Origin of the sequence: Flavobacterium sp. 9AF (genome assembly GCF_902506265.1) — a bacterium.
Classification (GTDB): Bacteria; Bacteroidota; Bacteroidia; order Flavobacteriales; family Flavobacteriaceae; genus Flavobacterium.
Genome location: NZ_LR733556.1, coordinates 624,999 through 648,387, shown reverse-complemented (window position 1 = coordinate 648,387; position 23,389 = coordinate 624,999). Strand labels below are relative to the sequence as shown.

At 30.9% G+C, this 23,389-nt stretch carries 23 protein-coding genes and 2 tRNA genes; 11 read left to right on the top strand and 14 right to left on the bottom strand.

Annotation, left to right across the window (positions count from 1 at the left end; all coding sequences use genetic code 11):
* Positions 1-38 precede the first annotated feature (38 nt).
* From HALO113_RS03120 to HALO113_RS03090, 7 genes are all read right to left on the bottom strand, one after another.
* A complete protein-coding gene (locus HALO113_RS03120) occupies positions 39-788 on the bottom strand; it encodes a pirin family protein (protein ID WP_159777627.1) in 750 nt (249 codons plus the stop codon).
* Positions 789-804: 16 nt separating this feature from the next.
* On the bottom strand, positions 805-1,749 hold the full coding sequence (locus HALO113_RS03115; protein ID WP_159777626.1) for an NAD(P)-dependent alcohol dehydrogenase: 945 nt from the start codon (positions 1,747-1,749) through the stop codon (positions 805-807).
* 194 nt (positions 1,750-1,943) lie between these two features.
* Complete coding sequence (locus tag HALO113_RS03110) at positions 1,944-2,666, bottom strand: AraC family transcriptional regulator (protein ID WP_159777625.1); 723 nt, start codon at positions 2,664-2,666, stop codon at positions 1,944-1,946.
* A 50-nt stretch (positions 2,667-2,716) separates the two neighbouring features.
* Positions 2,717-3,130, bottom strand: a complete 414-nt coding sequence (locus tag HALO113_RS03105) for a DUF2000 domain-containing protein (RefSeq protein ID WP_159777624.1) — start codon at positions 3,128-3,130, stop codon at positions 2,717-2,719.
* Between the two features lie 2 nt (positions 3,131-3,132).
* Positions 3,133-4,086, bottom strand: coding sequence for a bifunctional helix-turn-helix transcriptional regulator/GNAT family N-acetyltransferase (locus tag HALO113_RS03100; RefSeq protein ID WP_159777623.1), 954 nt, complete (start codon positions 4,084-4,086; stop codon positions 3,133-3,135).
* 127 nt (positions 4,087-4,213) lie between these two features.
* The gene (locus HALO113_RS03095) at positions 4,214-4,654 is read right to left on the bottom strand and encodes a nuclear transport factor 2 family protein (protein ID WP_159777622.1); all 441 of its coding nucleotides are present in this window, start codon (positions 4,652-4,654) and stop codon (positions 4,214-4,216) included.
* Positions 4,655-4,668: 14 nt separating this feature from the next.
* Complete coding sequence (locus HALO113_RS03090; RefSeq protein WP_159777621.1) at positions 4,669-5,718, bottom strand: NADP-dependent oxidoreductase; 1,050 nt, start codon at positions 5,716-5,718, stop codon at positions 4,669-4,671.
* 119 nt (positions 5,719-5,837) lie between these two features.
* Here HALO113_RS03090 and HALO113_RS03085 point away from each other — a divergent pair, with 119 nt between their 5' ends.
* Complete coding sequence (locus HALO113_RS03085) at positions 5,838-6,203, top strand: helix-turn-helix domain-containing protein (RefSeq protein ID WP_159777620.1); 366 nt, start codon at positions 5,838-5,840, stop codon at positions 6,201-6,203.
* Positions 6,204-6,226: 23 nt separating this feature from the next.
* On the opposite strand, the gene HALO113_RS03080 is transcribed toward HALO113_RS03085, so the two are convergent.
* The gene (locus HALO113_RS03080; protein WP_370519303.1) at positions 6,227-6,568 is read right to left on the bottom strand and encodes a site-specific integrase; all 342 of its coding nucleotides are present in this window, start codon (positions 6,566-6,568) and stop codon (positions 6,227-6,229) included.
* A 159-nt stretch (positions 6,569-6,727) separates the two neighbouring features.
* Positions 6,728-7,408, bottom strand: coding sequence for a phage integrase SAM-like domain and Arm DNA-binding domain-containing protein (locus HALO113_RS03075; protein WP_370519302.1), 681 nt, complete (start codon positions 7,406-7,408; stop codon positions 6,728-6,730).
* A 482-nt stretch (positions 7,409-7,890) separates the two neighbouring features.
* Here HALO113_RS03075 and HALO113_RS03070 point away from each other — a divergent pair, with 482 nt between their 5' ends.
* From HALO113_RS03070 to dcm, 8 genes are all read left to right on the top strand, one after another.
* Entirely contained in the window at positions 7,891-9,192 is a 1,302-nt protein-coding gene (locus HALO113_RS03070) for a site-specific integrase (protein ID WP_159777619.1), read from the top strand.
* A gap of 37 nt (positions 9,193-9,229) precedes the next feature.
* The gene (locus HALO113_RS03065; RefSeq protein WP_159777618.1) at positions 9,230-10,651 is read left to right on the top strand and encodes a hypothetical protein; all 1,422 of its coding nucleotides are present in this window, start codon (positions 9,230-9,232) and stop codon (positions 10,649-10,651) included.
* Positions 10,652-10,745: 94 nt separating this feature from the next.
* Positions 10,746-11,042: a helix-turn-helix domain-containing protein gene (locus HALO113_RS03060; RefSeq protein ID WP_159777617.1), complete on the top strand. Its 297-nt coding sequence runs from the start codon at positions 10,746-10,748 to the stop codon at positions 11,040-11,042.
* Between the two features lie 2 nt (positions 11,043-11,044).
* A complete protein-coding gene (locus HALO113_RS03055) occupies positions 11,045-11,317 on the top strand; it encodes a helix-turn-helix domain-containing protein (protein WP_159777616.1) in 273 nt (90 codons plus the stop codon).
* A gap of 23 nt (positions 11,318-11,340) precedes the next feature.
* Positions 11,341-12,225: a hypothetical protein gene (locus tag HALO113_RS03050; protein ID WP_159777615.1), complete on the top strand. Its 885-nt coding sequence runs from the start codon at positions 11,341-11,343 to the stop codon at positions 12,223-12,225.
* 69 nt (positions 12,226-12,294) lie between these two features.
* The gene (locus tag HALO113_RS03045) at positions 12,295-12,672 is read left to right on the top strand and encodes a helix-turn-helix domain-containing protein (RefSeq protein ID WP_201297562.1); all 378 of its coding nucleotides are present in this window, start codon (positions 12,295-12,297) and stop codon (positions 12,670-12,672) included.
* Complete coding sequence (locus HALO113_RS03040; RefSeq protein WP_159777614.1) at positions 12,669-14,663, top strand: Eco57I restriction-modification methylase domain-containing protein; 1,995 nt, start codon at positions 12,669-12,671, stop codon at positions 14,661-14,663. Before HALO113_RS03045 ends, HALO113_RS03040 begins: the two co-directional genes overlap by 4 nt.
* On the top strand, positions 14,644-15,825 hold the full coding sequence (gene dcm / locus HALO113_RS03035; protein ID WP_159777613.1) for a DNA (cytosine-5-)-methyltransferase: 1,182 nt from the start codon (positions 14,644-14,646) through the stop codon (positions 15,823-15,825). The genes HALO113_RS03040 and dcm overlap by 20 nt, the downstream gene beginning before the upstream one ends.
* Here dcm and HALO113_RS03030 read toward each other — a convergent pair.
* Both HALO113_RS03030 and HALO113_RS03025 read right to left on the bottom strand, forming a co-directional pair.
* Positions 15,805-17,418, bottom strand: coding sequence for a hypothetical protein (locus tag HALO113_RS03030; protein ID WP_159777612.1), 1,614 nt, complete (start codon positions 17,416-17,418; stop codon positions 15,805-15,807). The two genes, dcm and HALO113_RS03030, sit on opposite strands and share 21 nt — an antisense overlap.
* Positions 17,419-17,433: 15 nt before the next feature.
* Positions 17,434-17,652, bottom strand: a complete 219-nt coding sequence (locus tag HALO113_RS03025; protein WP_112112673.1) for a helix-turn-helix domain-containing protein — start codon at positions 17,650-17,652, stop codon at positions 17,434-17,436.
* A gap of 140 nt (positions 17,653-17,792) precedes the next feature.
* Here HALO113_RS03025 and HALO113_RS03020 point away from each other — a divergent pair, with 140 nt between their 5' ends.
* Both HALO113_RS03020 and HALO113_RS03015 read left to right on the top strand, forming a co-directional pair.
* On the top strand, positions 17,793-19,586 hold the full coding sequence (locus tag HALO113_RS03020) for a DUF6119 family protein (RefSeq protein ID WP_159777611.1): 1,794 nt from the start codon (positions 17,793-17,795) through the stop codon (positions 19,584-19,586).
* A gap of 1,138 nt (positions 19,587-20,724) precedes the next feature.
* Positions 20,725-21,366: a DUF6266 family protein gene (locus tag HALO113_RS03015; RefSeq protein ID WP_159777610.1), complete on the top strand. Its 642-nt coding sequence runs from the start codon at positions 20,725-20,727 to the stop codon at positions 21,364-21,366.
* 147 nt (positions 21,367-21,513) lie between these two features.
* Here the strand turns inward: HALO113_RS03015 and HALO113_RS03010 are convergent.
* From HALO113_RS03010 to HALO113_RS03000, 3 genes are all read right to left on the bottom strand, one after another.
* Positions 21,514-21,598 (bottom strand) — tRNA-Ser (locus HALO113_RS03010).
* A gap of 245 nt (positions 21,599-21,843) precedes the next feature.
* A tRNA-Val gene (locus tag HALO113_RS03005) sits at positions 21,844-21,918 on the bottom strand.
* 128 nt (positions 21,919-22,046) lie between these two features.
* Positions 22,047-23,261 carry a folylpolyglutamate synthase/dihydrofolate synthase family protein gene (locus HALO113_RS03000; protein WP_159777609.1) on the bottom strand — a complete coding sequence of 405 codons (1,215 nt, stop codon included), beginning with the start codon at positions 23,259-23,261 and terminating at the stop codon, positions 22,047-22,049.
* Positions 23,262-23,389: the final 128 nt, after the last annotated feature.

The following is a 23,389-nucleotide window of genomic DNA, read 5'->3' as shown; positions in this document are numbered from 1 at the left end:
AAGAAAAATTATACTACATCATTGCTTTGAAAGTTGACCTATTGTAAATTACCACTGTACATTCCGCCATCAAAATGCATCGCATCGGTTTGGGTAATAAACACTACTATATCGCTTGTTCTCTCCGCTAAAAATGTTGGTTGGTCTTCTTCTATTAATGCACTTTCACCACTGTTCAGGACAATTTTGCTATCAACTGTTACCTCGCCATTAAATACATAGAGAAGAAATGCAGCATTTTCCGCTGGTGACTCAGGAAGAAAAATTTCTTCACCTTTTTCTAGTCGCAAGTCATATAACCATGTGTTGCTTCTTATTTGCAAAGGAAAGTCATCGCCTTTGCCAGCAATTTTTCTCCATTGATTATTGCTATATACATCAGTTAACTGATAAAATTGTACTTGTGGTTTAAGACCCGATTTTTCAGGTCTAATGAATATTTGTAGACCTTCCAGAACGCCACCTTCTTCTAAAACAAGTTCCTCGTGATAATAACTTGCGCCTGCATTCATCATCATTAATCGTTGATTTGATATAACGTCAGAATAGGACTCTGAGTCAAGATGTTTTACTTTCCCACTTCTTAAATAGGTTAAGATCTCATCATCTTTATGCGGATGCATTTGGATGAGGGTTCCGGGTGTAATTCGAGCATGATCTATTCGACCTATTGTAGAAAAACCTGTGTCGTTAAGTTCAGGTCGGATAAGTCCAGGGTATAATATCTGAATTCCGAATCCGCCGTGCTGTTTACCATACTTAATCGTATTGTCTATTTTAGTTATCATAATTATTGATATTTAATTAGTTTACTTCCACGACAACTTTACCGATATTACCACCTTTTTCAGCGTATTGATAAGCTTCTTTGGTTTGGTCGAATTGGAATGCTTTATTAATTTCAATATCCAATCCTTTCTTCAAGGCGTTCAATAGGATATTGGTGTATTTGATTCCTGGACTTGAAAGAACAACAACATGTTTTTTACTAGTAAACAGGTTGTTTAATAATGACAATGGTATTTCGATAGGCTGAGGAGTGACGTTAAGGAAAATGGATTTTGGCAACATAATTTCTTTTGCATTTTTGTAACCCAATTTGCCAGATAGGTCAATAACAACATCATACATAGCTTTTTGGGAAAGAACATTTTGCGTGGTATAATCAATGACAATATTAGCACCCCATTTTTTTGCAAATTCCACTCCTTTAGTGCTCGTAACGGCAGTTACGTGTGCGTCAGCCTTTTTTAATAGTTGCAATAAAAACATTCCAAAACCACCTGTGGCACCGTTAACCAAAATATGTGTCTTTGAATTGATTTTTCCCATTTTTTCGATTGCAGTTACTGCTGCGGTGCCGACTACAACTAATGATGCTGCCTGATTAAATGTGATATTTTCAGGTTTTTTCCATACCAACGATGCAGGTACTGCAACGTATTCAGATGAAGCACCGTCTTTCATCATATTTTTAACTACTCCGAAAACGTCGTCACCAATATTGAAACCACTAACAGAAGATCCTGCATCTACAATTTTCCCAGCAAAATCAACTCCCGTATTCTTAGGAAACTTCGAACCTGACATTAGTTTCATTTCACCTTTTCTAATTTTCCAATCCATAGGATTGATAGAAAATGCTTTTACTTTTACCAACACCTGATTTGATTGAATTGTTGGTTTTGATTGTTCTACAGTCTGCAAAACTTCTGTGTTTCCAAACTTGTTATAGGCAATTGCTTTCATAATTTTAATTTTTAAATTTGTTATTTTAACTACTTCATTTTGATAAGACAAAATTGCAAACAACCTAACTGGCAAACTTGTATCAAATCACTATTGTGTTTTTTACAGATTTGAGACTCAATATTTTCAAAATAAAAAGGGTATCAACAAATGATGTTGATACCCATATAGTGCTAATATTATTATGTTGTTTGTTAGTAGACCTGAATTAAATCACTACTGTATTTTAATGCCTTTGGTGGCATCCCAAACATTTCATACATATATTTGTTGAGCTGAGGCAAATCATAAAACCCAGTGTCGTACGCAATATCGGTGAGGCTTCTTTCCCTATCTGAGAGTGTAATGTATATTGCTTGACGTAAACGTGTCCACAGCAAATATTTTGACAAACTGCTGCCGGTTTGCTGTTTAAATAACGATGCTAAGCGCGATGGTGACAAGAAAACAATATCTGCAAAGGTTTGTGGTGTGATGTCTGATTTATAATAATTGTCCCTTATGTATTCTACAATTTTGGTAACCCTTTCGTCGTAGTTGGTAGGTGGTAATTTAGAAAGCAAGCTTTCAATAACATTATTAATATCAAGACTGTTTCTTGGAGTTTCAAAGAAAGCATTTGTTTCTAGAGGCGAATCAAATACTATGCATTCTTGATTTTCATCAAAACGGTTTGACAGTTGCAACCCAATATTTGAATATGGCTCTATATTTAGCACGTTAAGCGTTCCTTTCTCGGCTACACAAAAATGCGGGACATGGGGCTTTATAAGAAAACCATGAATACGTTCGTTTAGCTTACCGCTGATGGTTGAATTAAAAGGAGTGTCATTCGACAGTACAATTTGGTAAGCAGAATGATGATGTATTTCGACAGTTAGATTACGTGCCTGAAGACCTAATATAAAGTGGTTCATTGCTGGTTAATTTTAAATGTTTAACAAAAATCATTCTTAATATTGGTGCGCTATGAATGAAATTTCAATCCATCAAGCGCTTTATTTACTTTTTTGGCATCGCCGTATAAAACAATGCCTACTAATTTTTGATTATCATCGTTAAAGTTTGAGATTTGAATTAAGTTTTCCTCTTCATTTTTTGTTGCAAACAATTCGGCAGTATAAATGCCAATGTGCAAATCTCTTTCTTTCGCTCTGTTAAAAGCTCTTTTGATTTCAGCATCTGTATCAGCTTTAAAAATTAATATTGGATGTTTTATAAAAGGAAGATAGGTTGAATTTGAAGCATTTATAAAAGGTTTTCCGTGTGTGTCTGGAAATTCGATCGCTACCGAACTAGCTAAAAACGAAGCAACATTTAGTTTTTGCCATGTTTCCAAATTATCTTTTATTACTATCGCTATTTTATTATCGTATGTCACTGTTATTTAAGTTTTAGTTCCATCTGAATATTACATCTTTCATAAGGAGATTTCAACCCGACTACCTTTTCAAATCCTAATTTTTGATAGAGATTGATTGCAGGTTTCAAAATTGTATTACTTTCTAGATAAAGTTTGGATGCTCCATGTGAACGAGCTTTTTCGATAATAGCTTTACCAAGCAAGCATCCTATATTTTTGCCTTGTGCTTTAGGTGATACGGCCATTTTTGCTAACTCATATTCGTACTCGTTGTTATCAAGTTTCATTAAAGCACAAACTCCGAGGGGCTCTTCTTTATATAAAGCTACAAATATGTGACCGCCTTTTTTAAGAATATATTCTTCCGGATTGTTCAATGCTTTATAGTCTGCTTCTTCCATTTTAAAATACTTCGAAATCCACTCTACATTAAGTTCAACAAAAACCTTATTGTATTTTGGCTCATAGTCTACAATCTTTATATAAGCAAACTCTCTTAGTCTCTTTTGGTCTCTAACCCGTTTAAGCAAGCTTTTTTGATCCAAAAGAAATTCCCATTCCTCAATAGCTTTCCAAAGATCATTATTTGTTTCCGCCAAAGCTTCTTCTATTGCAATATTTACGTCTTTATACTGGTGCTGAATTTTGGAGTTCATTTCAATTCCCTTATCAGTTAGAGATATAAAATTCTTTCTTTTGTCAATTGTATCAGTGTTTTCTATTACAATTCCATTTTTCACCATTTCCCTCACAATTTTGCTTACAGAAGGTTGAGAGTGACCAATTTCAGACGCAAGGATTGAAATAGTTTTCTTTTGACCAAGTGATAACGCATAAAAAACAGGAAACCATTTTGGCTGAAAATCTATATCATAAAGTTTGTAGATGTGAAATGCCTCTTCTGCAATGCGTTCTCCTAATCTACGAAGTCTACTGCCCAAAGCAATTTTGCCTATTTGACTATAAATATCCATATTGTATTTCTAATTACATAACTGGTTATACAAATATAATAAAAATAGAGATTCATTCAATTTTAATAAAACTCCATAGTTTCCTGATGCTAAAAACCCCGAATCAGAAGATTTCGGGGTTTTAATATTACTTTGAAATTATATTTTTATCCTGCCATTCAAATACTCCTATTCTTTTAGAGACAAGCCAACGATTGTTTTCTTTTATATAGTTATCCTTATAAATGGCACCAATTGACGTTTTCATTTTGACCCCATTCTCTGTACTAATCAATGTAATGTGGCAATAACAGGTCCCAGTTGCAATATTACCTTTTACATCTATTACTTGTTGTCCATTAAGATGATATACGTTTTGAAATTCTTTTAGAAAGGTCTCGAAAGCTTCAATCATTGCTTGACGACCTTGAAGCTTTAGGATTGTCAATCCTTCAACAATTGTTTCTGATACAGCATCTTCTGTAAATAACTTTACCTGATTTGCAAAATCTTTCTTATCTCCTAAAATTGAGAGATTATCTGTGAGTTCTCTAATTAAAACTTTGTCTTCTAATTCACTTGTTTGCATAATTATATATATTTTCAGGACACGGTTAACACAATTTTTCCCTGAATATGACCTTTAGCTGCACGTTCATGAGCTTTTTGAGCATCTGCTAATGGGAATATACTATCAATAACAACTTTAATAGTTCCATTATCCAATAGCTGAGCCAACTTTTCTAATTGTGCTCCACTTGATCGTACTTGAGTAGCTGAAACAATCACACCAAGTCGCATTGCTTCTTCGTTATCATTAAAACCTAATGGAAATATTGGGAACAAAGCCCCTCCTTGCTTTAACGTTTTTAAAAAGCGGCCAGTCGTATGTCCGCCTACAGAATCGATAACTAGATCAATATCTTTAACTATATCTTCTGCAGCTGACTTTGTATAATCAATAAACTCATCGGCTCCCAATTCACGTAACAATAATTCTTGTTTACCTGATGCTACTGCAATAACTCTTGCACCTTGCCATTTTGCAAGTTGTACAGCAAAATGTCCAACACCACCACCAGCTCCGTTTACAAGAACTGTTTTTCCTTTGAGTTCAACCGGTTCGTGCTTGTTTGGTTGAAGAGGATTTTGAACATTGTGACCAAGTTCAATCATAAACTGCCATGCTGTTAGTAACGACATAGGTGCAGCGGCAGCTTCAATATGGCTAATTCCTTTCGGTTTCAAAGCTATTTCAGATGCAGGAACACTAACATATTCTGCGTATGCTTGGCTTGGGCCGAAGCTTGGAAATCGTACCATAGAATATACTTCATCTCCAATTTTAAATCCATCGACATCTTCTGCAATAGCTTCAATAACACCAGAGATATCAGTTCCTAGTATCACAGGAAAAGGAACTACGGGTTGCCATTCTGGGGGAAGCATTTTATATCCATCGCGTAAATACCAGTCTGGAGGATTAATTCCTATTGCACTCACTTTAACTCTAACTTCTCCGTTTTGTAGTTGTGGAATTGGGGCATCTTCATATCGCAGTACTTCAGGGCCTCCAAACTCATGTTGACGAACTGCTTTCATAAAAGTAGCACCAACATTATTTGCCTTGTTGTTTTCTAAATTTGAATTCATTTTAAATTATTTAAATTTTACAGGGCGAAATTAATTTATATATATCTTTGTGTCAAGTATGTACAATTTAGTATGCTACTTACCTAAAAGAATGTATTGTTGATTATCAAATAATTAAAATGAAAAAAAAGAAAGAAATTTGTCCAGATTCTCCAACCTGTTCAGTTGATTATGCTTTTAAACGAATTGGAGGTAAGTACAAAGGAAGAATACTATGGTATTTGCATCAGCACTCTATTCTTCGTTATGGGGAACTTGACAGAACCATGCCGGATATTACCACTAAAATGCTTACCCAGACTTTGAGAGAGTTAGAGCAAGATTATTTAATTAAAAGAAAAGTATATCTCGAAGTACCACCCAAAGTGGAATACTCATTAACTGACGTAGGTAATGAGTTAATTCCATTTATTAGTTATCTTAAGGAGTGGGGGGATAAACAGATTGAAAATGGACAGCACACGGTTTCTAATCTGAAGTTGTAACTCTCTATATATAAATTTGCAGTTTAGACTACTTTTTTATTTGCCACAGAAATCTGAGAAAACTTATTCTTCAGAACCTGCATATCCTCACTGACCTTCCTATCCAACACTTTTGCATAGTGTTGGGTAGTTCGCAAATTTTTATGACCTAGCATTTTACTTACGCTTTCAATAGGCACACTATTTGTAAGTGTTACTGTAGTAGCAAACGTGTGTCGGGCGATGTGAAAGGTTAATTCTTTTTCGATTTCACAAACTCCGGCAATTTCTTTTAGGTACGCATTCATTTTTTGGTTGGATAGAATAGGAAGTAGTTTATCTTCATTTAAACATTGTGGATGATTTTCGTATTTATCAATTATCATTTGCGTTACTGGAAGTATTGGAATTTTAGAAGCAGATTCTGTTTTTTGTCTGTGAGTAAATATCCATTGTTCGCCATCTATACCGTAGCTTATATGCGACTTTGTTAAGTTTTTGACATCTATTAGGTTAAACCAGTAAAACAGCTAAAAAGGAAAATATCACGTACTAAAGACAATCGTTCTGTTTTGAAGTCTTTTTCTATTATAGTTTGCAAATGGATTTTTATCGAGCCAATCATTGACCAAACATATCTTGATTATTTTATTGAAGTTTTTGATGTACTTCACCGCTGTATTATTAGCGCAGTTTCTTACGCTTCGTAACCAAAATTCGTAATCGGTTATAAAAGCATGATCTATCTTGGTAATATCTATGTCGGAAATATTGTATTTCCATTGTATAAATTCAATGGTATGCTTGAGTGAAGTTACATAGCGCTCTAATGTACCTGGAGCGTATTCTTTTCCTATTAACTCTTTTATTTTGTTGTTGTGGTCTTGGAAGATGGGAACCAACATTCTTTGTCTTTCTTCAGTACCTAATATTTTGCTTTTGAAGTTTTCGATTGTTAATGCTTCATTTCTGTGGAGTAGTTCCATTTGTGCTTCTAAAACTTTCGCTTTCATCAAATCAAGGTAACTATTGATTGAACGTGCTTCTTCTGAAGCACCTTTCATTTTGGATAGTTCATTAGACCATTTTGTTTTTTCTACAAACTTTTTGGTACTAAACTCTAATCGTTTTCCATCAACTGTTAATCTTACATAAATGGGAAGTAGTCCGTTTGAATTGGCTTTTGTGCTTTTGGCATAAAAGTGAAGTGTGATTTTTGTTTTCATTGTGGTGACCAATTAATTATTACTCAATTTAATTTCCTAATTGAAAACAAACAAGATGTTTAATGAGTGAACTAGCTATTTAATTCATCTTTGAACCCAGTGTTTGCAAGGGTTAAAGGATTTTAGCGAGACCCTAGATTTCTAGTTTTTTCTAGGGTCTCGATTTAGTCCCTTTAGCGATAAGATTTCTTGAATAATTTGGTATATCAGCAAAAGCAAAAAACCCCGAAAATCATAGGATTTCAGGGGTTTTGACACCATTTAGGATTTTTTTCCGCGGAGAAAGAGGAACAAGCACCTACTTTTTCTATACATATTAAATCTTACTAAAACAACCGTTAACCCTTGTAAAATATGGGTTTTTCAATAAATGATAGTTAAGTAAAATTAAGTAAATTATATATAAATATAGTCAATGTGGGGATTATGTGGGGATAATTTTGTATCTTTAAAGTGTTGAAAAACCTAATAATTCCGTACCAATGGCAACTATTAACTACCTTATTAAAGGAGAAAAAAACGCAACAAATATACTTTTGCGTTTCAAAAATGGCAGAAAATGCGATTTAACAGCAACAACAGATCTAAAGGTTGAACCTAAAAGATGGAGTGCAGCTAAACAAAAAGTCAAACTTACTGCTGATGATACTACAAAAGATGAAGTTAATCAAAAACTTTCAGAACTTGAAAAATTTATATTTGATGAATTCAATTCCGATAATAGCAAAGGCGAGTTTATAGACAAGCACTGGTTAAGAAAAAAGATTGCAAATTTCTTTAATAGACCAATTGACGAAACAGCCGTTGACCAAATATTTTTCATTCCTTTCATTGATACGTTTATTAAAAACGCACCTACTCGCATAATTAAAGGTAAAAATAAGGCAATTGCCAAAGGAACTATTACAAAGTATAATACAACACTCAATAAGCTAAAAGAGTACGAAGAACGCTTTAAAACAAAGCTAAAATTTACCGATTTAGATTTGACTTTCTATGATAGATTTATCAATTTCTTATCTCAAGAACAAAAGATAAATTTAGGAACAATCGGAAACTATATCGGAACAGTAAAAACCATTGCCAGAGATGCAAAATTAAAAGGTTTGCCGGTTCATCCACATATTGAGCATCCTAACTTTTTTGTTCCAAAGATTACTGCTGATAGTATTTATTTGAAAGACGAAGAAATCAATAAAATCTTCAATCACGATTTTAAAGGAGTGGAAAGGTTAGAAAACACAAGAGATTTATTTATAATTGGATTGCGTACAGGATTAAGAATTTCAGATTTTTTAAGATTGAAAGATGCCAATATCAAAAATGGCTATATTGAAATTGAAACACAAAAAACAGGACAAACAGTAACAATTCCACTTCACAAACAAGTTAAAGCTATTTTAGAAAAAAGAAACGGATTTCCAAGAGCCATTTCAGACCAAAAATTCAATGAACACGTTAAAGAATTATGCAGAGTAGCAAAATTCACAGAATTAACACAAGGTTCTAAAATAAACAAAGATACAAAGCGAAAAGAAGAAGGGATTTTCGAAAAATGGGAATTAGTATCATCACACATTTGCCGTCGTTCCTTTGCCACAAATCTATATGGAAAATTAGATAATTTAACCATTATGGGAGTTACAGGACATCAAACAGAAACACAATTTTTGAAATACGTCAAAATAACCAATACCGAGAAAGCCGAAAAATTAAAAGACTATTGGAATAAGCAAAACGAAGAACAGGATATTGAAGAGAAAAAGATGAAAATAGTAAAGTAAGATAAAGTTTAATATATTTAAGCCTTCAAATTCCTTTATGCAGAATGTAACGAACTTTATTAACCTATTGGGTGAAAACTATTATTTAGATTTCATCATACAACCCTATGCTGAAGAAGTAGATTATGAAAAACATTTTGTGTTAGTTCATTATCAGGATAAAAAGTATTATGAACAAACTCACGAATTTATTCAAATAAGGCAAAACGAAATTATTAATGATGCCAAATCACTTTTTCAAAAGTCAATTTCCGATATTTATTTAGAGGTTTCAAAAAGGAAAAATGAAGAAATTGAAAAGTTTTTAAATTTTAATATTCAAGCTGCTAAAGTGAAATTAAATGTACTTAAAAATGATTTTTATGTTGAAAATGAGAAGTCCAGATATTGTGCCATTTTATATGATGATGCTGATACACAAACTTTAGAAACCTTTTTTTCAAAAAGAGATTATTCAAGCACAACTACTAATATTGAAATAAAAAGCATAATTCAGAAGTTAAATTCGGGTGATAGTCCTAAAAATTTATTACCATTTAATTCGAGCGATTATTTTTTAGATTTTCATATTCAACGATATAAACTTTTAAGTTTTTTGCCTTTCAAATTATTTCACATTGGTCACCGATTTGTATTTGAATTAGAAAAAATTAAAGAGTTAAGTCCTGTTAGTAAACTAAAAAAAGCAAAATTAAAAGTAGAACAATCACAACCAGTGAGCACTATGAACAAGAAAGATACCTATTTTGACAAGTTTTGTGAATTGATTGATGATATTAATGTTTTAGGAAAGAGCACAGCACTTGGGGTTATGATTGATTTGCAACTTTGTTTAAAGGAAATAAAATCCGAAACACTTGCAGAGCTTCAAGAGAAAGGAGTTAATAGGAATGATCATTTGGAATTTAAAATAAATGAAATTGATAAAAGAAGTTATACCAAAAATGCAGATTTTAATTATATAAAAAAATGGATTAATGAGTATCAAATTAATTTAACTGATTTGTTTAATAATTCAATTCAGGATAATCCTGTTTATAAAATGATTAATACTCATTATAAAGATATGGAGAAATTTTCGCAAGAAACTGATAAAGTTTACTATTTGCAATTAGATTTTTATCAATATTTCTGTAAGTATTATGCAGATGAATTGATTGAATATTTTAAATCCAAAATGACTATCAGCGAAACAAATATCATTGAAACTGAAAACGCAAACCAGTTATCGGTTAATCAAGCAATCATACTTTTAGATAAATTAGGAGTATTTAGTGCTGACACTTTCGAAAACAAACCAAACACTAAAAAAGCAAAACTAATAAGCCAATTGTTAGGGAAAAACGAAAAGAATATAAAAACAGCAATTGAAAAACTCGAATTAAAGAAATCTGAATTAGGTGCTGGTTATCAAAGGGATTTAGATAAAGTTCAGCAACTTTTAAACAACTTGGAGTAACCTCTGGAGTACCTTTTGGAGTTACTCCAACAATAAGAAACAGCAAACCTCACAATAGCTTTGTACCATCACAAACGATAAAATTTATATCAAGATGGAACAAAGTAAAATGACACAAGTATTTGGAGTATCTCCAGATGAATTAAAAGAAAGCATCCTATCAGATGTAAGAACAGAGCTTAAATCGTTAGCTCAAAATTTCCAACCAATCAAACCGCAAGAGTACCTTACTCGACAAGAAACAGCCGAGATACTAAAAGTATCTTTGGTTACACTTTCCGATTGGAACAAAAAGAAAATCCTCAATCCGTACCGACTTGGAAACCTCATCAGGTATAAGCGTTCAGAAATAGAACAAGCTTTGATTAGTATCAATCCTAAAAAAGCATAACTATGAGCCATCCATTTCAAGACAGCTTAAACAACATCGAAAAACGCTTGGAAGAACTAACCAAATTGGTTAGCAAAAAGCAAGAAAAAGTATTCGACAAAGTAATTATTGACAATGATGAATTTCAAAGACTGTTCAAAATTAGTCCAGGTACTGCTGCCAATTGGAGAGAAAAAGGATTGATTGCATACAGTCAGATAAACAATAAAATTGTCTATAAAATTCAGGATATTAATACAATGCTTGACAACAACTATCGACCATTTAAAAAGTAATTGCTAAATTTATTTTTTAGAGAATGATAGATTTTATCAAGATAAAAATCACTGATGAAACACTAATAAACAAAGTTTGGAACAATAATATTTTAGTGTATGAGGGTAAATCTGAAAAGCGATTTGATGATGAAATTAAGGAATTAGTAACCAAGAGTTACAAGAACCTTTATTTTACAAAGTATCAAAACAGACTGGAAATAAAAGGAAGCATTCACTGTTATTTCAATGATGAACCTCATAATGCTAATGATTTTTATATTTCAGATTGCATTGATACAATTATTGAAATCAAAACTATTTTTAATCTTGATTTGAATAAATGTTATCTAATTAATTTAGAATATGCTGTAAATATCAATCCAAACATTTTAGTATCGGATTTAATTCTAAATTTAATCTATCACGAGAAAAGACCATTTAACAGACCTAAAAACTTTGACTACAAAATAGCTGGAAACGAAGCATACAAACAGATAAAAGCCTACGACAAAAGTGTGCAATTTCCAAACCATTGTAATAATACATTTCGATTTGAAGTTAAGACAAAACAAGCTAAATTTATTCACAGTTTAGGATTGTTTACGCTTCAAAATCTAACTGAAATTAATTATTATAATGCACTAATAAATTCATTGTTACTCGAATGGGATAATGTATTATTATTTGATAAATCAAAAGCTATTGATGATAAATTTTTCAATACCAACTTCTGGGAAGATATTCTAAAAAACGGAAACCGAAATAAATTCAACAATCAAAAGAAGCTATATAACAAAAAAATAGGTGCTGATAATTTACACTCCAACATCAAAAAGCAAATAGAACGAAAAACACAATTATTAAAATGTGTGCAAATTCCAACTACTATAAACTTGGAAACTGCACAGTATAGAATTATGGTTTAGTTTATACTTTTTATCTACACTTCAAAACAGATTAAATTTTAGCAAAGAATATTTGTTTCAAAAATTATTGTGAATTTCAAAAACAATTGTATATTTGGACATAATTTGTCAAGAAATATTTTATCTATGCAAAATTTGGAAAGTATTGGAGTTAAAATCAGAAACTTGCGTGAAGGAGCTGATATGCCATTAAGAAAATTGGCGGCTTTACTTGATGTTGACCAATCAACTTTGAGTAAAATTGAAAGAGATGAAAGGAAACCAAACATAAAGATGATTGAAGAAGTTTCAAAAATCTTTAATGCAGACAAAGACGAGTTACTTATTTCGTTTTATAGTGATATAGTATTTTATGAAATTCAAGATGAAAATTCATTTTCAGAAATATTACAAGTTGCAGAAGCCAAAATCCAATATCAACGAACTATAACAAATAAGAAAAAATGATTGCGAACGTTTTAAATTACTTGCTAACAAAGGAAGAGCAACTTATTACGTTGCAAATTCAAAATGATTTTTTCTCCAAAAGTGAGGAAATAACTCCTACTTCTCAAGCAGAAATACATTTGGTTAATGCTAATCTATTATTAACTAATGAAATAAATGTAGCTTATAAAATTCATAAGCGACTTATAAATTCACTAATAACAATTTATATAAATGAAAAACATTTAGATCATTACACTGCACTTAATGAAGTTTTCGATTTTGATATAATTGAAGAAATTAATGATTTTACGCATCGTTATATTGATTTAGTTCCTGAAATTGTTGAAGAATTACATATTGCTTTTTTGAATTCAGAGTTTTCAATTAATAACGGTAAACTCAATAGAAAAAAATCTAAACATCATTTACGAGAAACAGGTGCTGTATATACACTTAAACAAATTACAAGTGAAATAGTAGATAATTGTATCTCTAATGCAATTAATGAAAATGTAAAACCTCAAAAGATTACTTGTTTAGATTTTGCAAGTGGTACGGGTAGGTTTTATTTTGAAGCATTGGAAACACTTAACAAAAAGTACTACTTAACATTCGAAAAAATAGTTTGTGATAATTTATTTGCTATTGATATTGATGAAATGGCATTGACTGTTTTAAGAATAAAGGTAATTTCATATTTCAAAAAATTAAATACAAGAATTATAAATGCGTTAAAAATTAATATTCTAAATAGAAACGCATTAGTACCTAAAGTTAATTTGTTACAAGATGATAATAATAGCTTAAATCTTTCTACTGATTTTGAAAAAGCACTATCTAAAGGAGGTTTTGATGTAGTTTTCTCTAATCCACCATACTGTTTGTTAAAGGCTAATAAAAAGGAGGATGAAAAGAAACTAAATGGATATTTTTTAAATCTTCAGAATAGAATTCAAAATGAAATAACATTTTTTAGGACATCAGGTTTTTATAGTTACTCAATTGAAGGAATGTTGAATTACTATCAACTTTCAATAGAAATGATTATTAGAATTACTAAAGTTAAAGGTCAAATAGGAATTATTTGTCCGTCATCTATTTTTGGAGATTTGACTTCTGCTAAACTTCGTAAGCACATAGTAACAAACCACAAATTACATTTTATTCGTTATTATCCAGAAGCAGCAAAACTATTTGAAAATGTTTCTCAATCAACAGTTATATTTTATATTCAAAAATCTGGAATAACAAATAACATTAATATTGAAATTGACAATTCTAAATTTGATATTAATATAGAAACTATTAAAAATATTTTCCCTACAAATCTTGAAATACCACTTATTGACAAAGTAGGTTGGTCAATTTTGTCTAAAATTTCAAAACATAAAAAGATTAATGAAATTCCATTTATAAGAAACCGTAGAGGAGAATTAGATTTAACCCTTTTTAAATCAAGCATCACAAAAGATAATACTGGTTGGCGTTTAGTTAGAGGAAATATGATTTCAGAAAATGGAGTTGTAGATAAAAATGGTGAGTATGTTGAAATTGATAGCTTTTTAGCAAAAAAATCAATTGAATACAAGAATAATGACTTTAATAAAGAAAGGTTAATATGTCAGCAGATTTCTAATGTTGATAGTCATAAAAGATTAAAATTTGTTTTAAGTGAAAAAACAGATATTCTTGGAAATTCTTGTAATTACATTGTTTCAACAAGAAATGAGAATGACCTTCAAAAATTAAACTATATTCTAAATAGTAGTTTATTAAATTGGCGTTTTAAAATTACAAGTAGCAATAACCATATTAATAATTACGAATTAGATGAATTGCCAATTGTTGATTTAGATAATTTTGATATTGAAGATTTAGTATCAAATCAATCTGAAATAGACAATTACATTTGTCAGCTATACGGACTTACAAACATCGAAACTGAATATCTAACAGGAACTAAAACAACAAAGAAATTAAAGCCAGTATATGAGCAAGAAATTATATAATCATATTGCACCAAGATTGAGTGATTTAGAATGGGAAATGGCTAAACATATTCCAGAGGGAGGCAATTGGCAAAGTATTCCTGTACATATTCCTTCCCAAAGATTAGAGCAAATTAGACGTTCAGGAGGAAGAACAACATACTATGGCAGATTGGATAACAATAAACCAAGTTATACTATTACAACCTATTTTAATCGATTAGGTAATGGTTGTAATTTACATCCGTCACAAGACCGAATAATATCAATAAGAGAAGGTGCAAGATTACAATCGTTTAAAGATAGTTATGTTTTTCATTGCAGTAAATCAGCTCAATATAAACAGATTGGAAATGCAGTTCCTCCATTATTAGCAAGAGCAATAGCAGAAACAATTAAACCATTTCTTCAAAATAAAACCTTTGTTGATTTGTTTTCAGGAGCAGGTGGTATGTCAGAGGGGTTTCTTATGGAAGATTTTGAACTAATTTCAGCTAACGAGATTGAGAAAAATTATTTTGAAACTTATAAACAAAATCATTCTCATTTTGATAATGGTAATAATTTAATTTTGGGAGATGTAACATCACCAGAAATAAAAGAAAAGATAATAGCTTCAACAAATGGATATGCGAAAGTAGGCGTTGTAATTGGTGGTCCTCCTTGTCAAGGTTTTTCAAGTGCCGGTTGGAGAAATCCAGAAGATAAGCGTAATCAACTATTTAAAGAATTTGTAGAATTAGTAGATAAAATCAAACCTGAAATATTTGTAATGGAAAATGTTACAGGAATTTTGAGTATGAGAAATGGAGAAGCAATTAAAGAAATTATTGCATCTTTTGAAGAGATTGGTTACCACGTAAACAAACCTTTCAAATTAAATGCAGAAGAATTTGGAGTGCCTCAAAAACGTAAAAGAGTTATTATTGTTGGTTCTTTGATAAAACAAGAAATAAAATCTCCTAAAATATTATTTTCAAGTACTGATGATAATTTACCAAACCCAATAACAGTAAAACAGGCAATCGCTGGATTACCTGAATTAAAAACTGATAGTGGTGATTTTGAAACGAATATTGATTATAAAGCAACTTCCGATTATGAAAAACTAATGATGAATGAAATTGACTTTAAAACATTTTATGAAAATTGTAAATTGATGCTACCAGTTACTTGCTGCTAAATCTGCCAATAAACTTAATATTTTATTTAGTTGGTCTTTAGCTTCATCATATTTTTTTGAAGCTAAAGGCTCTAAAATCAATTCAATTTCCTTATCAATTTCCTCACTATTCCATATTTTCCCCTTACGATTTTCTTTAGTCATATATTCTACTAAAGTATCAAAAGCAATCCGGAAATATCTTTCTACATTGTTTTGTTGATTTTTCCCTGTTACCTCTTTTCTAATTACATTTTTATACTCACCTGTCATTGGGTTAAACCCTTCAAATTTATAATCATAAAATGAATACTCTGGATTTAAATAACCTTCAAGGAACTTTTGATGTCCTTTCTCATATATGATAGATAAAAGTATTAGTACGTGATGTAAATTTTTTCTCATTAAAGAACTAAGTAGTAATGCATCTTCATCAACTTTGACCTTGTTTTTTAATTTATCCCAAATGAATTTTGAATGCCAAGAAACTACAGTTTCTCCTTTATCTTCGTCAGCAATTAATACTTTGACATCATTCAATGTCATTCTATTACCTTTAGAGCTATTTTCTTTTGATGTCATTGGATGAAACTTAGGTCTATGAGCAAAACCTAATGACATTGGACCAATATGATCGGGGCTAACTCCATTTTTAACAAACTCAGCATATAATCTATCTGCCATTTTCCAATCTCCATCAGACCATTTTTCATAAACTCTTCTATCTTGAGTATATCTTCTAAGATTTTCCTTTCTTCTGCCTGTATCACAAACATCTCTTACATCAGAATTGTAGGAATGAAATCCATCTAAACGGTCTGGAGAGTTACTCATAACTCCTGGTGAAACATATCCTCTTTTTTCTTTATTAATATACTCTTCTTGCAGATAACCAATCAATTCAGGTAATTCTTTAAAATCACTTGAAATATTAAAAACTTCACAGAATAACTTACATTCATCTATTTCATATAGAACCGAAGCTAACTGTAAAATATCTAAATCATAATATTTAAAGGCTTCATCGTAGCTTTTATTTATTAAATCTATTCTGCTCGGTGCAGGATAACGGTAATCTATAAATAAAGTTTGTCCCGTGAAAAGGCAAACGTGCTGTTTAGTAGGATGATTTAGAAATGCCACCTTTTGACGAAAACCTGCCTCCATAACGTTTGTTGCTTCTAAATTAAATGAAATTAATTTTTCTTGCCAAAATTCCATTCGTGCTTTTCCTTGAGGTGTTTTTATAGTTGTCATCCAATTAATATTTCCTTGAGCATTCGTTGTATAAGGAAATCCTTTAAAATTATCACTATTTACAATATCTTTTTGGTATTGCAATCCATTTGGATGAGGATACATAATGTCAGAAGTTAAACTAATATCAAGTTTGTCCTTTCCATTTTCAATTGCTTTATCTTCATAAAGATTTAATAAAAGTCCTAAAAGAAAAATATCAATAGGTGTTATTGGGTTGTCAGTTTCAAATAAACTTAACTGTTCTGCATCAACTAAACCTTCGTTTTCAACATCCTCTATTGATAATCCGGACAATTCTCTCGCTTCTTTTAACTTTTCAGGATAATAGTTTGTGATTAGTATTTCTTTTCTCATAAAATATTCGTTTGGTTATTGTTGATTAATTAAATCAGTTATTTTTACATCTAAAGCATTTGCAATTTTCTCGATATTTAGCAAAGTGATGTTTTTTTCAGCACGTTCAATCATACCAATATAAGTTCTATGTAGATTTGCTTTTTCTGCTAATTGTTCTTGAGAAAAACCTTTTTGTTTTCTATACTCTTTTATTTTCTCTCCAAACTTTTCTAAAATATCTGATTTATTCATTTTGCTAATTTTAGTATGCACAAATCTAAATAATCAATAGTTTATAAACTACATACTATAATTAGCATATTTGTTTTGTTCAAACAGTAAATGATTTTAAATTTTATATATTTAACGAATGATATAAATAATGAGATTTTATGGAAGAAATTAATAACTCTGAAAATGCTGAATATGAAATCAAAATATTTCAAATAGATAAATCATTTTATGAATTTAAAAAGCATAACCTTCAAAACAATGAGCAAATCATTAATTATATCATCAATGAGCATCGAATAAAAGTAAAGGATATTGAAAATTATAATAAGAAGATTGTTCCGGTACTAATAGATGGCGTTGATTATTTTACCTATGTATACAATGAAGAGGAAAAGGATGCTTTTTGGAAAAAATTTATACCAGAAAGTTTATCAAATAATTTAGTATTTAAAGTTCAGCAACTCTCTTTTGCAATGTTTGCAAGTGTAGAAGATAATATTTATGCAATAGTTGGTGGTGGCGGAAGTAGAGTAATTATTCGTTTTCAAAATCATAGATTTGGATTAGATTTCTTTGAATTTATCACAGATTTGAATGAAGATGTAATTTCAATTGAAACAAGGGGGATTTCAGGTAAACTTACGAAAAGGAAAGATATATTTAAAGATGGTTTAAAACTGGTTGATATTTTAAATTTCACAAATATTCCCTCAAAAATAAACATTGTATTAAAGCAAGAAATAAAAGACAGCGTTTTTGACTTTATTGAGTTTGAAAATAGAATTACTACCATCGAAATAGGTTCATATTTCAACATTAAGCATAGAATACCTTTCAAATCTTTACATCTGCTTTTTAAAAAAATAAATGAAATTTCTAAATCGGAAACCAAAAAATCTCTAACATCTTTTGTTGAGGTTAAGGATAAAGGAGTAATTTCAAGCATTTACAGAGAAGAACTTTTATTGCAGTTGTATGAAAATATGATGGATTTATTTTCTGCTGCGAGAGGTCAAGCACCTAAAAAATTAGATATAGAATTTGTACATCCTTCAAAAATACAAGAATTTTACGAAGCTGAATTCTATATATTTAAATTTAAAGGAACACGTAAAGGTCATCATTTCCAAAATAGGAAAAGTTTATATTACGATGGATTGAAATTAGTTTACGAAAGTTTAGAAAACTTAAATTTAATAGAATTTAAAAAAGTAATCTCTGGTTTGCATTTATATGGAATGCGAAAAAAAGATTTTATAACTCACGCAATGTTTTTAGATCATATTGTTTGTGAAATTAATGTTGAAAATAGACCGATCTTTCAAATTGATGCAAAATGGTTTAAAGTCGAGAATAATTTCACAAATACAATAAATGAAATATGTTCAAGAATGATTGATAATAATTATTTAAATTCTGGAATAATAACTGAAAAGTGGGATGATACTGAAGATGAAGATGCTTATAACAGAAAATATCATTTGCAAAATAACTATTGGGTTTTAGATAAAGCAATAGGTCAGAATATTGAACTATGTGATATTATGTATGAAGATGATAATACAATATATTTTATTCACGTTAAAAATGGATTTGATGCAAAGATTAGGGATTTGAGTAATCAAATTCAAATATCAGCAAGCAGATTTATGAATGAAAGAAACTCTGGTAGTGAGGATTTTATTTTGTCAATAATTGATGCTTACAACAGTAAAGACGTAAATTTAGATAAGCTTATCGACAAAGATAGTTTTAAAGCTAAATTTAAAACAGGTGGGAAAAACATTCAATTCGTTATGGCTTTTAAATCAGAATTAAAAAGAATACCACAAATAAAAAATAATGTTGATAAAGTTCAGTCAAACATTGCAAAGTACTCATTAATTCAATGTGTAAGAGAAATGAATATGTTGACATTCCCAATAAAAATTGTAGAAATTGAAAAACTGTAAATCGAAGTTATGACCATTACCTCATTCATCTGCACAAAATCCTCGTTTAGTCCAAGTATTCCTAAACTCACATCTTTGTTTGCTTCATTTCGTTAATGATAATAATAAATAAATAGGAACGCTATCGCTGACCTTTTTGCACCCACCCAAGCCAATGCTCTGCCAACGCTCCTGTGGTTTTGGCTTTTCCCAACGCAATAACAGCACATTACTTTTTTTATTAGATTTTATTATTGTTTTTTTTGTTCAATAAAAAAAGTAAAGAGCTGTTTCCCAACGCTCGAAAGCCAAAACCACTCCCAAGCTATGTTACATAATAAGCCATTATAGTTCAGTATGGCTGAACCCCAGCCACACCGAAACTATAAGCTCATTATGTAAAATAGCCGCCACAGCCAACGCACCCACCCGAAATAGGAACAGAGTTTTCATTGTTTTTTGAAGATGCCATATCGTATCTGAACAACGTTTTCAATAAATAGAAGCAATCCATTTCACAAGAACAATCAGGCATCCTCAAAAATCAAATTTGCCCACAAGAGTATCGTTTTTTATTTGCCAGAACGATAGTAGTAAATTGCTTTTAAGCTGTCTTGATGCTATTCGATATTAAACAACATTTGCATTTAAAATGAAAATACATTTTCAAAGGAATGTTTGAAGCATCAAGCCAACTATAAAAGCAATCAGAAAAATCCCGATAAGCAAATAAAAAACGATACCCTTGTTTCGCTACTGCCAACGCACTCGGTAAGTTCAGTTGGGGAAATCTTCCATTTCCCCAAACCCCTATGGATGCAATTTTTTTTGAAAGAATGCCACAACTCTTGATTTCAAAAGAACATTTCCGATAAGCATTCTTTCAAAAAAAACAGCTCAAATTGATGTTTTATCCGAATGTTAATTTTTGAATTGAAAGTTTAGGCATACTTGGATTTTTTTTCTGATAAACCAACGATTATTTTAAAAATGAAAATCAATAACAAACAATAAGTGCTAAATAGAAACAAAATTTCACAATATAGTTTAAATTTAAAACTAAATCATACTTAAATAATAAATTTGTTATAGTTAAAATCAATACCAAAGCCGTACCAAGTCCACAAAATTGAATTTTTAATCTTAAAATTATATAAAAATGGGTAAAATTGGTAGAGGTATTCTTGGGGGAGTATCGGGTAAGGTAGCCAACGTAGTTGGTGCAAGATGGAAAGGAATTGATTATATTAGAGCTAAACCTCAAAGTGTAGCCAATCCGAGAACGCTATTGCAAGTAAATCAAAGAACAAAATTTGCATTAGTGTTGAGGTTTTTACAACCTAACTTAAATTTCATTAAGATTGGTTATAAAAATTATGCTGTAAAGAAATCGCAGTTTAATAGTGCGATGTCGTTCATCCTGAATAATGCAATTATCGGAGTATCTCCTGATTTTGAAATTGATTATTCTTTAGCATTATTGTCAAGAGGTAATCTTGCAGGAGCATTAAACCCAGTATTTGATTTAACTACGCCTGGACAAGTTCAGTTTAGTTGGGATGATAATTCAACTGATGGAAATGCTTTGGCAACAGATAAAGTTATGGTAGTTGCTTACAATCCATTAAAAGGAGAAAGTGTTTACTTAACAGAAGGAGCTACAAGGGCAGATTTATCTCAAACGGTGATTATCCCTAATAGCTATGCTGGAGATGATTTACAGTTGTTTATTTCGTTTATGAACGCAGAAGAAACACAATTATCAAATAGTATCTATATCGGCTCTGGTACGGCTTCATAATATTAATAGATACTTATTTCAAAAACCACCTGTAAAAGGGTGGTTTTTTTATGCTCAAAATATAATGATTGTGGGGATAATGTGGGGATATTTAGCAAATAAAAAACCCTAAATAATTGATAATCAATCGTTAGGGTTTTAATTCTGCGGAGAAAGAGGGATTCGAACCCCCGGACCTGTTACAGTCAACAGTTTTCAAGACTGCCGCATTCGACCACTCTGCCATTTCTCCAATAAGTTGCTATCATTTCCTGATTGCGAGTGCAAATATAGAAACCTTTTTCGAGTTTCAAAAAGAATTTTAAAAAAATTTTAATCTTTTTTTTCACAAAAACATAACTACCTCTCTATCAAACTATTTTATTTTAACAATTTTAAAGAAGCCTTTTCATAATTCTTTAAATTTAAAACCAAACAAAATAAGTAGAAAACAGATATAAATAAAAAATCCTACATTTCTGTAGGATTTAATTTTTGTGGGCGATGAGGGGTTCGAACCCCCGACCCCCTCGGTGTAAACGAGGTGCTCTGAACCAGCTGAGCTAATCGCCCCAATAAATTGCAATTGTTATTCTTTTATTAACTCCCAGACTTTATTTACTAAAGGTGTTCGTTGAACTTGTTTGCGGGTGCAAATATAAGACAGTTTTTATTATTTGCAAATCTTTTTTATTATTTTTTTATACTATTTCTGCAACCACAAATGTACTACCTCCAACATAGATGAAATCTTCTAAAGTCGCTTCAGTCTTAGCTTTTTCAAAAGCAACTGAAACTGAAATACATACCTCTCCATTTAATCCAAAAACTTGGGCTTTCTGTTGCAAAATAGAAGCGTCCAATCCTCTATCTAAATTGGGTTTACAAAAAAAATATTTCGCTTTTTTAGGAAACAATGGCAATATAGAATCTAAATCTTTATCATTTACAACACCTAAAACAACATATAAGTCTTTATAGTTTTCTCTTTTAATTTGATTCATTACAATTGACAAACCATGACTATTGTGTGCCGTATCACAAACTATTTTAGGTTGCTGTCCTAAAACTTGCCATCTACCCAATAATCCAGTATTTTGAATCACTTTTAAAAACCCATTTCGAATATGTTGCTCACTAATATCAAAACGTTCTTTTATTACTCTTAAAACCTCTAAAACTCCTTTTTTATTTGCTTTTTGATATTCCCCTAACAAAACACTAGGTAGTTCTTCCCATTCTTGGTCTTGTGCAAAATAAATAGGTGCTGTTTCCATTTTTGCCTTCTCTAAAAAGACATTTTTAGTTTCAGATACATATTCACTGATAACTACAGGTACATTCTTTTTTATAATTCCTGCTTTTTCAGTAGCAATAGCTGCTAAAGTATTTCCTAAAAATTGTGTATGATCCAAACCGATGTTGGTAATTATAGAAACCAAAGGCGTAATTACATTGGTAGAATCGAGACGACCACCCATACCAACTTCTATTACCGCGACGTCTACTTTTTCTTTCGCAAAATAATCAAAAGCTAAACCGACCGTCATTTCAAAAAAACTGAGTTGGTGTACTTCAAAAAAGGCTTTGTTTTTAGATACAAAATCGACAACAAACTCTTTTTTGATTTTCTTTCCGTTGATTCGAATGCGTTCTCTATAGTCTTTTAAATGGGGTGAGGTATACAAACCCACTTTATAGCCCGCTTCTTGCAATACCGAAGCCAACAATGAGGACGTAGAACCTTTTCCATTGGTTCCTGCCACATGTATGGATTGAAATTGGTTTTCAGGATTTCCTAGATGATGCACTAATAAAAGCGTATTCGACAAATCCTTTTTATACGCGGCTGCACCTTGTTGTTGAAACATCGGCAACTGTTTGAAAAGCCATTCGGTAGTTTCTTGATACGTCATTTTGAAATTCTGAAGCGAATGATTCAGTGTTTTTGGTTTCCATTTTCCCGCTATACATTATAATCTCTAGGTAAACCTAGGATTTTTATTTCTATCGGGGCTAATATATACAATTTAGGGCTTTTTGG